We start from the raw sequence: 14,815 nt of genomic DNA on the forward strand, positions 1-14,815 counted from the left end.
TCACGCGATGACGACGATCTCGCGGCCGGTCCATCCTGAGGCGCCGGTGAGGTCGGCGATGAGCTCCGCGGAAGCATCTCCGCTGCCATCCACATCCCACCAGAGCAGCTTCGCATCGGTCTCGAACACGAACTGCCCGATGCCGGGGTCCGACGTGGCGAGGCCGGTCACGTTCGCCACGTAGCGACCCACCTCGACCAGATCGATGCCTGCCGAAAGCCCCGCGCCGAAGCCCGCCGCGGAGATCTCGATCGTATCCTCCCATCCCCTGTAGCTGGCGATGGTGTCGCCACCCTCGGAGGCCAGCGCATAGCTGAAGACGTCGAAGCCCTGGCCGCCGATCATCCAATCGCCGCCCGCGCCCCCCATCAGAACATCGTTCCCTGCGCCACCGGCCAGGCTGTCGCTGCCGTCCTCACCCGCGAGACGGTTGTCAGCTGCGTTGCCGGCGAGCGTGTTGTCGAGCGCATTGCCGGTGCCGTCGATCGCAGCGGTGCCGGTCAGCCGCAGCCCCTCGACCTCGGCGCCAAGCACGTAGCTGATGCCGGCGCTGACGCTGTCCGTGCCCTCCGCGGGCTGCTCGAGCACCAGGTCGCCGACGTCGTCGACCAGATAGGCGTCGTCGCCCTCGCCGCCCGCCATGCTGTCTGCGCCGTGGCCGCCCACCAGCACGTCATGGCCCGCGTCACCGCGCAGCGTATCGTTCCCGACGCCGCCCGAGATCGTGTCGTTGCCGCCCTCCCCGGCGAGCAGGTTGCCGGCGGCGTTGCCTGCCAGAACGTTGGCGAGCGTGTTGCCGGTGGCGTCGATCGCGGCGCTGCCGAGCAGCGTGAGCCTCTCGACCTCGAGGCTCAGCACGTAACTGACGCTGGCCCGGACCGTATCGATGCCTTGCGCGGCGTCTTCGACCACGACATCGCCGACATCATCGACGATGTAGACGTCGTCGTCGGCACCGCCCAGCAGGCTGTCGGCGCCGGCGCCACCGACAATCCGATCGCCGCCGCCGCCTCCAAGCAGCGTGTCGCTGGCTGCGCCGCCGGTGATCGTATCGTTGCCCGCCTCGCCGGCGAGCAGGTTGGCGGCGATGTTGCCGGCCAGGACGTTGTCCAGCGCGTTGCCGGTGCCGTCGATCGCACCGGTGCCGATCAGCACCAGCCTCTCGACCTCGAAACCCAGCACGTAGCTGATGCTGGTGCCTGCGGCGTCGATGCCCTCAGCGGCCTTCTCGACGATGACGTCGCCGACATCATCGATGAAGTAGGTGTCGTTGCCAGCACCGCCCAGCAGGCTGTCGGCGCCCGTGCCGCCATCAAGGCGGTCATTGCCCTCGCCACCGAGGGCGAGGTCGTTGCCAGCGCCTCCGCGCAGCAGATCATCGCCAGCCCCGCCGAGGAGAGTGTCGCCGCCCTGGATGCCGCGCAGCTCATCGGCGCCGTCGCCGCCTTCGAGCACATCGTCGTCGCCGCGGCCGATCAGGAGGTCGGCGCCATCATTTCCAACCAGCGTATCCGGCCGCGCAGTTCCCGTCTGCGTGTCCTTCCCATCAAGGACAGCGACCGCGATCGTCATCGGCGTTTCGAGGGCACCGTCCGAAGCGGCAACAATCACCTCGTACTCGTTGTCGGCGCCCTGGTCGGCAGGGGCCTCGAAGTCCGGGCGGACGAGGAAGTCCAGCGCGCCCGTCGCCGCGTCAATGGTGAACAGGTCGGCGTCCTCGCCACCGACGATGCGATAGGCAAGCGGTGCAAGCTCCACGTCACTCGCCGTCACGACGACCACCGCCGTGGTGTTCTCCACGACATCGACCTGCGCGGTCGCGCCACCGGTGGGCGACAGGATCACCGGCGCGTCGTTGACGGGCTGGATCTCCAGCGTCGACGCGGCCAGCACCTCGACAATGCCGTCGCTGGCCGAGATCTCGAGCGGCAGCGAGCCGTTGAAGTCGGCCGGTGGGGTGCCCGCCAATGTCCTCGTCGCACGGTCGTAGCTCAGCCATTCCGGCAGGGGGGCTCCGCCGGGGGAACGGAACTCGACAAGGACAGCATCCCCGTCCGGATCGGACACGAATCCTGCCGGGAACGTGACCGAGAAGGGTACGTCCTCGCTTCCGGTCAGCACCTGCGGCACGGTGATGACAGGGCGATCGTTCAATGCCTCGACCGTCACGGTGACGCGGGCAACATCCGCTATGCCGCTCGAATCCTTCAGCTCGTAGTCGAACCACGCCTCGCCGCTGAAATGCCGCGCCGGTATCAGGATGATCTGGCCATCCCCCGACAACTCCACGGACACGTTCTGGCTGCCGAGAATGCGCGTGAGGGTCACCGCCTGGCGGTCGACATCGAAGTCGTTCTCGGTCAGCGCGGTGACGAAGGTGGTGAGGACCTCGTTCTCTCGGATGGTGAATGCGTCATCCACAGCGGTCGGACCGTCGCTGACCGGGAGGACATCGATGGTGACGGTCGTCGGGACGGCGAAGCCCGTCTCGTTGGTGAGCGCGTAGCGGAGCGTCAGGGTGCCGAAGAAGTCGGCGGGCGGCGCGACGCGGTAGAGGCCGTTCTCCAGCAGCGTAACGCCAGGTCCGGTGAGGCCGAGGAAACGGACATCCGATCCGACCGGGATGTCGTCGTTCGCCATCAGCGCCGCGGGATCGATGTCGATGAAGCCGTCCTCGAGCACCTCGAAGCCGGCATCGGAGACCGCGACCGGCACTTCGAACTCCGGGAAGACCAGCACCGAGACATAGCCGGTGCTGGTCGCGCCGAGGTCGTCGGTGACGCGGTAGTGGAAGCCGCCATCCCCGAAATAGCCCGGCCGTCCCAGGAACACGGCGGTGTCGCCGTCACGAGCGACCGTGCCGTTGTCGCCGTCGAACACCTCGACGATGCGGAAGCCGTCGCCCTCCACGTCGCGGTCGTTGAACAGCATGTCGGCGAAGTCGATGACGAGCGGCGTGTCCTGGTCGCCAAAGAACAGCCCGTCCGGGTTTGCGATCGGCGCGTCGTTCACCGCCGCGATGTCGAAGCGGATCGTGCCGCTCGTGCTCAGGCGGCCGTCGGTGATGACGTAGCGGAATTCGCGCGGCCCGTTGATGTTCTCATCCGGCACGAACTGATACCGGTTGTCGGGCAGCTCCAGGATCCGCGCGTCAGGGATGGACGACTGGATGGAGACAAACCGGATCGCGTCACCGTCCATGTCGCTGTCATTGGCGAGCAGATCCGCGATGGTGAACTCGAACGGCTCGTCCTCGACGGCCGCGAAGATGTCGGTGACCGCGTTTGGCTTGCGATTGGTGCTCCGGACGACGATATCAACAAGTCCCTGGCCCACGCCGTGGCGGTCGTCCGTAACCTCGTAGCGGAAGCCGGCCCGTCCGTCGAAGTCGGGCGTCGGAACGAATGTGATCTGCCCATCCTCGAAGGCAACCGACCCGTTGAAGGGCTGCAGCACGCCGAGGAAGCGGATGGGGTCGCCGTCGACATCGCTGTCATTGGCGATCAGTCGCGCGGGATCGATCACCAGGACGCCGTCCTCGAGCATTTCGAGGGTGTCGGTGACCGCAAGCGGTGGGTCGAGGAGCGAGAGCACCTCGAGCTCCAGTATGACCTGGACCGGTCCTTCGCGGTCGTCCGTGAGGGTGTAGAGGAGCGTCTCGGTTCCTGCGAACCCCGCCTCCGGCGTGTAGGTGACGCCGGCACCGTCATTGCCATCGAGCGACACGTGACGGACCGCCTCCCGCGCGGTCGTGCCGTCGCTGCTGATGAAATGGATGGCGAACACGTCCAGCATGTCGAGCGGGACGGTCGCGGTGATCGCGCCCGTCACCTCGTCCAGCACCATCCAGCCCGGCAGGGCGGAGCCGTCCGCCAGGGTCGCCCGCCAGGCGCCTCCCGGAACCGGATCGAGACCCTCGGGCGGGACAATGACCACGGCGGCCAGTTCGATGTCGAGGACGCCATGGCTCGGCGCGCTGATCGACAATACCCGCATCGGGTCGCCGTCATCGTCCCGATCGTTGTCGACGAGCGTTGCGATGCGGAACGACGTCGAGCCGTTCTCGAACAGCTCGACGCGATCGGCGGCGCCGAGTGGAAGCTCGCGCTGCGGCGCCACATTGAAGACGATGGTCGCCGGTTGCGCCGAGCCGCCGCCCTTCTCGTCGGCGGCGTGGTAGGTGAATGCGACGGCGCCGTTGAAATCCGCCGGCGTGGTCAGGTCGATGCGCTCAGGCAGGTCAGCCACCGCGAAGCCGTCGGCCTCATCGTCAACGGTGAAGGTCTGATCGACCACTGCTTCGGTGATGATCCACATCGCCGGCAGGCCATCGCCGGCAACAGCGATGCGGACCGGCACGGCGCCGACATAGCTGGAAGGCGGCATGCCGGCGAAGCTCAGACTGTCCGGGTCGAAGCTCAGCCAGCTGTCGAGCGGTGCCCCGCTTTCGCGCGTCGCTACCAGGCTGCTCGCCCCCGCAAGGTCGATGCCGAACAGTCCCTGCGTCTCAAGCTGCGCGTCCCCCGCGAGGATGGCGTTGATCGCCGGATCGAGTGGCTCACTGGGATCGAGGAGGAACTCGATGGTGAAGCCGCGCTGGGTTGCGCGGTAGACATGTTCCGGCAGGTCCGCCGGACGATCGGGCGTGAACGTGACCTGGATGCGGACCGGGTTCGCGTCCGGGTCGGGCTCGAAGCCGGTCAGGAAGAAGCTGCGGCTGGCGGCATCGAAGCCCAGCCATTCCGGAAGCGGACGCCCGCCGACCCGCGCCGCGGCGAAGCTGCCCTGCGAGATGTCGAACGTGGCAACCCCATCCTCGTCTTCGTCGAGCGTCCAGACATAGGGCTGCCGAAGGGTGAAGCCGCCGAGCACGGCGTCGGCGACCGAAAGCCCTGCCGCAAGCTCGGGCGCATTGTCCGGGCCGAAGGCGAAGCGGAAGGGATGCACCGCACCGTTGGAAGGATCATGCAGGAAGACCGCTACATCAACCGGCTGCGCTGCGTCGTCCGGCACCGCGCCGCTGAAGGTCAAGGTCTCGGCATCGAAGCTCAGCCAATCCGGCAACGCGCGGTTGTTCCCCGCCTTCGCCTCGACCGTGTAGTCGGGCGAGAGGAAACGGGTGGTCAGGACGCCGAGCAGTTCCGTGCCTGCGAAGAAGATCACGTCGCCGTCGACGTCAAGATCGTTGCCGAAGGCCTCGGCCGGAATGACGTATTGCGGCCCGTCCTCCAGGCCGCGAACCACGTCGTTCCGCAGCACGGGTCCGCTGTTGCTCGGCAGGACCGTGAGGTGGACGATGGCCGTGTCGGTTCCGCCGCGCCCGTCGCTCACCGTGTACTCGAAGCTGGCCGCGCCGTTGTAGTTCGGCTTCGCCGCAAACTCGATCATGCCATCCGCGTTGACACGGACCTTGCCGTTGACGGCGAAGCGATAGACATCCACGAAGCTCAGCAGATCGCCGTCAGGATCGATGTCGTTGACGATCAGGTCGGCGGGATCGATGACGATCGTCTCGTCCTGCAGCATGCGCAGGCCGTAATCGTCACGTGCATCCGGCGGCAGGTTCTGCGGCCGCACGCGTATGCCGAAGGCCAGGGTGGCCTCGGCGCCGCGGGCATCGATCACATCGAAGGCGATCGAGGCATCTCCCAACGCAAGCGGTGTGAAGGCGATCGTGCCCGTCGCCGCGTCGAAAACCTCCACGCCGTTGTCGGAGGCGTTGCCGTCCGCTGCGAGGTGCAGGCCGACGAACTCGAAGGCGTCCCCTTCCACGTCGTAGACCTTCGCCATCAACTGATCGATGGTGAAGGTCGTCGTCTCCTCGAGCTTGACCACCGCACGTCCGCTCGTGATGCGGGGCGCATCGTTGACCGGGGCGAAGTAGATCTCGACATCCGCCGTGCTGGTCGCGCCGGCGGCATCGGCGAGGGTGTAGCGGAAGCCGGCGAAGCCGAAATGGTCGGGCCGCGACAGAAGCTCGATGTACTGGCCGTCAAGCTTCCAGGTCGCGTCCGTCGCCTCGCCTTCGTACTCCCGGTCCTTGTAGGGGCGAAGCGGCTCGCCCGCCGCATTCGTTAGCGGCGCGGCGCTGATGATCCGAAGGCCTTCCTGCTCGCGGTCGCCATCCACGTCGTAGTCGTTCGCAAGCAGGTTCTCGAGGCGGATCCGGAGCGGCACATCCTCGAGCCCGTAGACGAGCGGATCGTCAACCGCGACGGGTGCGTCATTGACGGGTGCGAGGTTCACCTCGACCCGTGCCGTCGACTCGCGGCCGAGGGGATCGCGCACCGTGTAGCTGAAGAAGGCATCGCCGTAGTGGTCCTGGCTGCCCTGGAAGGCGATCCTTCCATCTTCGGCGATCCAGACGGTGCCGGATCGCGGCTGCTGGACAGAGACGAGAACGAGCTCGTCAGTACCGGCCTCGGCGTCGTTGCGGATCAACTCCGCCGGATCGATCAGCGCGACCTCGTCCTCGACCCCCAGGCGGAAGATGTCGTCGAGCGCGTTGAAGCGGCCGATCCGCAGCCGATCCTCGATGTCGGCCCTGCTCCACGATGTCCCATCGGCGAAGGCGATGAACTCGATGCCGGACTCTTCGCCCAGGAAGTGGTGAGCTACCGTGACGGTGTCGATGAGGAATCCGTCGTCGCGCTCGATCTCCACGAAGAGATCGTCGCCGTTCCGCAGCAGCGACACATCCTTGGCCGCGATCCCAGCGCCCAGCACCAGGCGGTCGATGTCGGCGGCATCGCCCGTCTCCGCGATCCGGTCTTCCGCGCTGTCGAAGCCGAAGCGGTAGTCGTCGGAACCGAAGCCGCCCTGCAGAAGGTCGGCGCCGAAGCCGCCCTCGAACGTCTCATCGGCGGCGGACCCGATCAGGGTGTCGTCGAACGCCGATCCGATGAGCATCTCGATCGACGTCAGCGTATCGCCCAATGCCTCGCCGGCGAGTCCGAGCCCGAGAGCCAGGTCGACCTTCACGGCTTCCTCGGCCCGCGCATAGTCGGCGGCGTCTGTTCCGCCGCGGCCGTCCAGGATATCGGCGCCGCGGCTGCCCCGCAGACGGTTGTCGCCGTCGTCGCCAAGCAGCGTGTCCGCGTGATAGCTCGCCTGAACGATATCAATGCCGCTCAGGGTGTCGCCTTCGGCATCGCCGCCCCCGGCCGTGCCGGCCGCGATGTCGATGGCGATACCCTCGTTCGAGAGCGTGTAGTCGGCGATGTCGATGCCGTCGTCGCCGATGAGAAGATCCGCACCGCGCCCGCCCGACAGCACGTCGTCGCCCGTGCCGCCGATCAGCGTGTCGTCGCCGCGCTCGCCGGAGAGGGAATTGCCGTTGCCGTCGCCCTCGAGGCGATCGTCGAAGGCACTGCCGACGAGGTTCTCGATGCCCGAAAGCGTATCGCCTTCGCCCCAGCCGCCAGCCGAAGTGCCCGCCGCAAGCGAAATCCGCACGCCGTCGTCCGACGCGAAGAAGCTTGCCGCATCGCTGCCATCGCCACCGTCCAGCAGGTCCGCGCCGGCGCCGCCATCAAGAAGGTCGTTGCCCGACCCGCCGGCGAGCGTGTCGCCGCCGCCGCGCCCTTCGAGCGCATCGTTTCCGTCGACGCCGGTGAGGCTGTTCGCGCCATCGTCGCCGCCGAGGGTGTCGTTGAATGACGTGCCCTCCAGGGCCTCGATGCCCGCATAGACATCGCCCTGGGCGAAGCCGCCTTGGCCGACGAGCGTCTGGAGATCCGCCCGCACCCCGACATTCGATCCTGCGAAGCGGACGACGTCGAAGCCGTCGCCGCCGCGGATATCGTCGCCGCCGTCGCCGCCATCGATCGTGTCGTCGCCGTCGCCAGCCTCGATGCGGTCGTCCCCTGTGCCCGTCTCGATCAGGTCATCGCCGTCCTTGGCCACAACCCAGTCATCGCGCCGGTAACCGCGGATCGTCTCGTCACGCTGGTTGCCCTCGATGTAGTCGACGAGCGGTGTTCCTGACAGCTCGTCGCCGTAGTAATCGGCGACCGTCGCGTAGGCGAAGCCGACATCCTCAAGGCCTTCCTCGTCGGCGATGCGGTACTCGATCGTGACCGGTCCTGTGAATCCGGGCAGGAAGCGTGCGACGAGGAACTCCTCCCCACGGAAGGCAACAAGCTCGAAGGAGCCGACCTCGACGCGGTTGCCCTGCGCAAGCGCGACCGGATCGAGGATGGCATCCACGCCGACAAAGGTGGGACGTGGCCGGTCGGGGTCGTCGAGATCTGCGTCGCGCACGCCGTCGCCATCGGTGTCCGCCTGCTCGATGTCGAAATCGTTGAAGACGAGGTCGGCGACGCGGATGACCAGCGGAACGTCGAAGGGGGTGACGAAGCCCGGATCATCAACAGCAGTCGGATCATCGTTCGACGGTACGATGACGAGATCGATGAAGCCCTCGGCGGTGCCGTCGGCGCCATCGGAGATTACATAGACGAAGCCCGAGCTGAAGGTCGCGTCGATGTTTGGGGAAAACAGGAAATCGCCGTTTGCGTCGAGCTCGATCTTGCCGTTGAGCGGTCCAGCGGCGGCGCCGCCGAATGTCAGGACGTCTCCAAGACCGTTGAGGCTGCGCCAGCCGACCACCCGGAGCTGGTCGCCATCGGCGTCGGTGTCGTTTCCGAGCAACGTCGCAAGGCGCAGCGTCACCGGGATGTCCTCGGGAACCAGGAACTGGTCGGCGACGGCGACCGGCGCCTCGTTCTCATTGCCTTCGAAGAAAAGCGTGACGAGGGCGCCGTCGACGAGCCCTTCCGGGTCGGTGATCGAGTAGCCGAACGTCGCCTCGCCGGAGAAGTCCGGGTCCGGCGTGAAGATGATCCGGTCGTCCGCGATGACGATGTCGCCGTGGACCGCACCGGTCGCGTTCTCGAACGTGACGGCAAAGCCCTCGATGTCGCTGTCGTTCTTCAGCAGCTCCGCGATCGGGATCTCGATCGGAACATCCTCGGTGCTACGAAGGAAGTAGAGGTCCTCGTCGCCATAGTGATCGTTCCGGGCGATCGGGCGGTCGTTCACCGCCTGATAGACGATGGTCGCTACGGCCGTGTCGCTGCCGCCCTGGCCGTCGTCGACGCGATACTGGAAGCTCGCCGCGCCGTTGAAGTTGGCGGTCGGCTCGAAAAGCACGGTCTGGTTGTCGAGCAGCCGCACGGCACCGCCCACGGCCAGCCGCGCCTCCGTCAGCAGCAGGTCGTCACCATCGATGTCGATGTCGTTCGCGACCAGCCTTGAGAGGCTGAGGACGATCGGGTTGTCCTCCAGTATTGGTTCGCCTGCCTCGGTCAGTTCGAAACGGTCATCATTCGCCACCGGTGCATCATTGACAGGGCGCACCACGACCGTCGCGGTGGCGAAGGCGGAGGTCGCGCCCGCCTCGTCGATGACGGCGTAGCTGAAGCTGCCCTCGCCGAAGAAGTCGTCTCGCGGCGTGACGACGATGTTCCCTGCCGCATCGAGCGATACGAGGATGTGGGACGACGACTGCACCTCATGCAGCGTCAGTCGGTCACCGTCGACGTCGTCGTCGTTCGCGATGAGAATCGCGGGGTTCACCGTGATCGCCACGTTCTCGTCCGTGACCAGGCCGCGGTCATTGCGCGCTATCGGCGCGTCGTTGACCGGCGTGACGGTGAGATGGACGATCGCCTCGGCCCGCCCGCCTTCCGGTGTGTTCGCGGCATAGCTGAACCGCGCGGGGCCGACATAATTCTCATCGGGCGTGAAGCCGATGTCCCCGTCGCTCGAAAGCGAGACGCTGCCGCCGACTGCCCCGAACACCTGGCCGACGATCATGCGATCGCCGTCGATGTCGTTCGAGAGAAGCCGTTCGACGCGGATGCTCGTGAAGTCATCCTCGGCGACAAGGAAACCGACGTCGTCGCGCGCCTCGGCAACCGGCCGGACATTGACGTAGACGGACGCCTCGGCAAAGGCGTTGCGGTCGTCGGTGATGCGATAGGTGAACGCGGTGGCGCCGGTGAAGCCTTCGTTCGGCGTGAAGACGATGTTGCCCGTCGTGTCCAGCATCGCGGAGCCGTTCGGGCTGCCATCGACCGCAACGATTCGCAGGCCATCGTCGTCGGCGTCGAAGTCGTTGCGCAGCACGTCGGATGCAAGCACCGTCAGCGCGCTGCCGGTGACCACCGAGTAGTAGCCGTCGTCCCGCGCAACCGCCGGGCTGTTGTCGAGCAGCCCAAGGATGGTCGTGCGCGTCCACGCGGTGCCGTCCGCAAACTGATAGATCTCGACCGAACGCGCGTCGTCGGCGAGCGCGTCAACGACCGTCAGGCTGTCCACCTCGTTTCCGGCGAAGCGGATGACAACAGTGTCACTGCCACGGAAGAGCCGGCTGACGGTCGCATCGGCGGCGTCGAGCCCGACAAATTCGACGATGTCCGCCTCATGCACGCTGATGCCGCTGTCCTCGATGCGGTCGTGACCGTCGCCGGCGGTGAAGACGAAGCGATCGGCGCCGGCGAAGCCGGATGCGAAGTCCTTGCCACCCGACAGGTCGAACAGGTCCGCACCATCGAACCCATAGACGTTGTCGTCGCCCGGTCCCTCGATGTCCTCGATCGCCCTGGCGCGCATCGCGGTGCGGTCCCAGGATGTGCCGTCGGCGAAGCGGATGAGCAGGCGGTCCTGCGCCGATCCGGGGCCGCCAAGCGCGCCGATGAGCAGTAGTCGGTCCCCATCCTCTTCGAAGGTTATGACGAGATCGAGGCTCTCCGGACCGCCGCGTAGCGCCGAAACGACGTTCGCAACGGTGTAGTCCGAAAGCTGGACGACGCTTTGGCCGTTGCCGCGCGCGTCTATCCGGTCATCACCGTCGCCGCGGGCGTAGCGGAAGAAATCGTTGCCGCTGCCACCGACGACCAGGTCGTCGCCCGGTCCGCCGGCCAGGGTTTCAGCGGCTGTGGAACCGAAGATCACGTCGTCGCCGTCGCTCACCTGCGAATCGACGAGGAGGGCAGCGATGTCGGTCGAGCTCAGGATCGTATCGCCGAGGACGATCTCCTCGATGCCGCGACCATGGACGTCCAGCGCGTCCGCAATGATGATCTGGTCGCGGCTGCCGGCGAAGCCGATCGCGACATCCGTGCCATCGCTGCCCAGGCGCGTGAACAGAAGGTCGGCCGCGCCATAGCCCGATATCACCAGCCGGTCGAAGAGCGAGGTCGCGCCGTCGCGAATGATGTCGCGGCCGTCACCGGCGGCGAAGCGATACTCGTCGGCGCCGCCGCCCCCGAACATGCGATCGTCATCAAGCCCGCCGGCCAATGTCTGCGAGGCGTCGTCGCCGAACAGGAAGTCGTCAAGCGCCGTGGGTACGCGCAGCAGGAGATCCGGAACACTCCACTCCGTACCGTCGGCGAAGCGCAGGATCTCGATTCGGCCGCTCGTGAGCGCGTCCTCGATCCGGATCCGATCGCCGTCGCTGCCGATGTGGAGGACGATTGCGCTGCCGTCACTGCTCTGCACGACGCGCACGTCGCCGGGCACGATCCCGGGAGCCAGCAGGAGCACATCGGCGCTGCCGCCGGCGTCGAGGATGCGGTCCTGGTCGTCGCCCGGCGCGAAGCGATAGATGTCGTCGCCCAGCCCGCCTTCCAGCAGGTCAACGCCGCCACCGCCGGCCAGGTCGTCGTCGCCGCCCTTCCCGATCAGGCGGTCGTCGCCGGCCAGGCCCGTGAGCGTCTCCCGCCCGTCGGTGCCGTGGATCACGTCGTCCGTGGCGGTAGCGGCCAGCGCCATCGCGACGAGTGTCGCCGCGGTCCATACCTCGCCGCCTACGAACCGCAGCTCGCGGATCGCCATCGCCGGGTCGGCGCTCCAGCCAAGGTCAATGCGGTCGCCAGTGCCCGACAGTCCGAGCACCACCGTCTCGCGCCCGCGCACCACTTCGAGATCGGCGGGGGCGATGCCGGAACCCAGGATGATGACGTTCGCGCCCTGCGTGTCGGCGATCACATCCTGGCCGTCGCCGCGGCGGAACAGGTAGGCATCATCGCCGCCGGCACCGCGCAGCAGGTCGTCTCCGGTTCCCCCGACGATCGTGTCCGCGCCGCTGCTCCCGGTCAGCTCGTCGTTGCCGCCCAGCCCGTCGATCGTGTCGCCGGCGAGGATGGCGAGCACATCGTCGCCGTTGCCGGCGGCCATCGCCCGTTCGAGGAGCGTGACGCGGTCCCAACTGGCGCCGTCAGCAAACAGGATCGTCTCGATGCCGTCGTCCGATGCGTCCGCGGCGCCGATCAGACGAATGCGGGTGGAACCGTCCGCGACCCGAAGCTCGAGATCGGCGCCAAGCTGGATGACGGCAATGTCCTGGGCGGTGATTCCGGCCTCGAACTCGATTCGATCGCTGCCGCCGGCGTCCGAGACCACGTCGTGGCCGTCATTCGCCCCGAAGACGTAGATGTCGTTCTGGCCGCCGCCGAGCAGGAGATCGTCGCCCGCACCGCCCGAGAGGATGTCCGCGCCGGCAAACTCGGCATCGGCGTCACCACCGGTGATCGTGTCGTTGCCCGGGCCGCCGGACAGGATGTCGTTGCCGGCGCCGCCGGTGATGCTGTCATGCCCGGCCTCGCCGGCGATGCGGTCATCGCCGAAGCCGCCGGAGAGAAGGTCGTCATCGCCGCCCCCCGCCAGCGTATCGCTTCCGCCGAAGCCGTTGATCGTGTCGTCGCCGCCGTTGCCGAAGATCAGGTCGTGAAGTGGCTCACCAAATATGGCGTTGCCATCCGCGCCGTCGCGGATGGGGGAGGTGTCGAGCTCGAGTTCGACACCGCCGAAATTGGCGGGGGTAAGGGCGCTCGCATCGACGCCGACAAGGCGCACTACAGCGCGCCCCATCCCGACCTCATCATACAGCACCACATCCGTGTCGGCGCCGGACTGACGCAGCTGCAGGCGGCCGCTGACGAACGGGTTCGGCGTGCTGGCGAAGAGGCGGATGATGTCACCCGCATCGCCGGGTACGAAATCGGTGATCACATCCATCGCGATCGCATCGGAGATCGCGAAGGTCGGCAGGTAGCGGTAGGTGTCGCGCCCCATGCCGCCCGTCATGGAGTCGGTGCTGCCGTCCGCTGCGATATCCCCGAAGACGTCGTCGCCGCCGCCCCCGATCAGGGTGTCGGTGCCGTTGCCACCCGTGATGAGGTCAGCAAGATCGCTGCCGAGGATGACGTTGTCGTCGGCGTCGCCGGCCAGGACCTGGCCGTCAATGCCGATGTCGGGCTGAACCAGCGCCTGGACTTCGGCGAGCGTCAGCTTGGTGCCGCTCGCGGCGATGACGAACTGCTCGACTTTGCCAGCCTCGCCCGCGGCGAGGGCGCCGGTCAGGATGATCCGGTCTGTGCTGCCGCTGAACCGGATGGTTAGGTCGGCCCCGTCGGGGCCCGTCCTGCTGAACCGCAGTGTTTCCGGACCAACACCCTCGATACGCAGCGTGTCGACCGCGGCGTCTCCAAGGTCGCTGATCGTATCGAGGCCGTCCCCTGCAACGAATGCATAGGTGTCGGCGCCCGCGCCGCCCACGAGCATGTCGTTGCCAGTGCCGCCGCGAAGGTCGTCCGCGCCAGTCCCGCCATCGAGGCTGTCGGCATCCGCGCCGCCATCGAGGCTGTCGCTGCCGCCAAGGGCGCTGAGCGTGTCATTCCCACCGAGGCCGACAAGCCGATCGCCGCTGTCCGTGCCCGTGTACGCATCGTCGCCGGGCGTGCCGGAGGTCGAGCGGCGCAGCAACTCCGCCGCGTCCCATACCGTGCCGTCCGCAAAGGTGACGGTCTCGATCGTGCCTCCGCCGGTGACCGCGTTGGCTATGGTCAGGCGATCCTCGCTGCCATCGAAGCGCAGTTCGAGGGCAGTGCCGATCTTGCGAACGGCGACGGCATCTGGGGAAAAGCCGGTGGCGAGTTCGATCGCATCGACGCCGGCGGTGTCCTGGATCAGATCCTGTCCGCCGCCCGGCGCAAAGCGATAGGCGTCGTTGCCGGCCTCCCCGGCGAGGGTGTCGTTGCCAGCGTCGCCGGAGAGCACGTCGTCGCCCGTGCCTCCGAGCAGCGAATCATTCCCGCTCTGCCCCAGGAGGGTGTCGCTGCCCGCGAAGCCGCTGAGCGCATCGTCGCCACGCGCGCCTTCGAGTTCTTCGCCGAGACCAGTGCCGAAGATGACGTCGGGTCCATCGCTGGGAAGCTGCGAAAGGGCAACGAGATCGGCAAAGCTCATCACGCTGCCGTCGGCGAGGTGCAGCTCCTCGATCACCGTGCCCGTGTCGGTGAGCGCACGCACCAGGCGGATGCGGTCCTCGGTGCCGGCGATACGGATGACAAGGTCGAGGTCGCTCGTCTGGCTCACCCCGACATCGCCTGCAGCAATGCCGGCGCCAAGCAGGATGGCATCGGTGCCGGCGAGGTCGGTGATCGCGTCCTGGCCGTCGCCAAGGGCAAAGCGATAGGTGTCATTGCCGGACGCATCGCTGATCTGATCGGCCCCGGCTCCTCCGGTGATGTCGTCGTCGCCTGCGCCGCCGACGATCGTGTCGGCGCCGGTGCCGCCGTCCACCGTGTCGTTGCCGCCCTGCGCGTCGACCGAATCGTCGCCGGCGCCGGCAAGGATGTCGTTCGACACGGCGCTGCCGATGAGCGTCTGGTCGGCCCCGACACCCGCTGCCGCCAGCGCGACAAGGTCTGCATGGGCGAGCACGGTGCCGTCGGCAAACCGGATCTCCTCGACCGCCGCGGCGGCACCCGACAGCACGCCGGCAAGGATGATGCGATCCTCGCCC

Annotated in this window: 1 protein-coding gene (cut by a window edge); it reads right to left on the reverse strand. The window is 67.3% G+C overall.

The features are described from left to right. Positions 1–14,815 carry the 3' portion of a tandem-95 repeat protein gene (locus E4T13_RS30155; RefSeq protein ID WP_206030050.1) on the reverse strand. Its footprint extends 12,770 nt past the window's final position, so 14,815 of the gene's 27,585 nt are visible here — the last part of the coding sequence; the start codon falls outside the window, past its right edge; it ends in the stop codon at positions 1–3.

This window comes from Roseomonas sp. AR75 (assembly GCF_005222815.1).
GTDB lineage: Bacteria > Pseudomonadota > Alphaproteobacteria > Acetobacterales > Acetobacteraceae > Falsiroseomonas.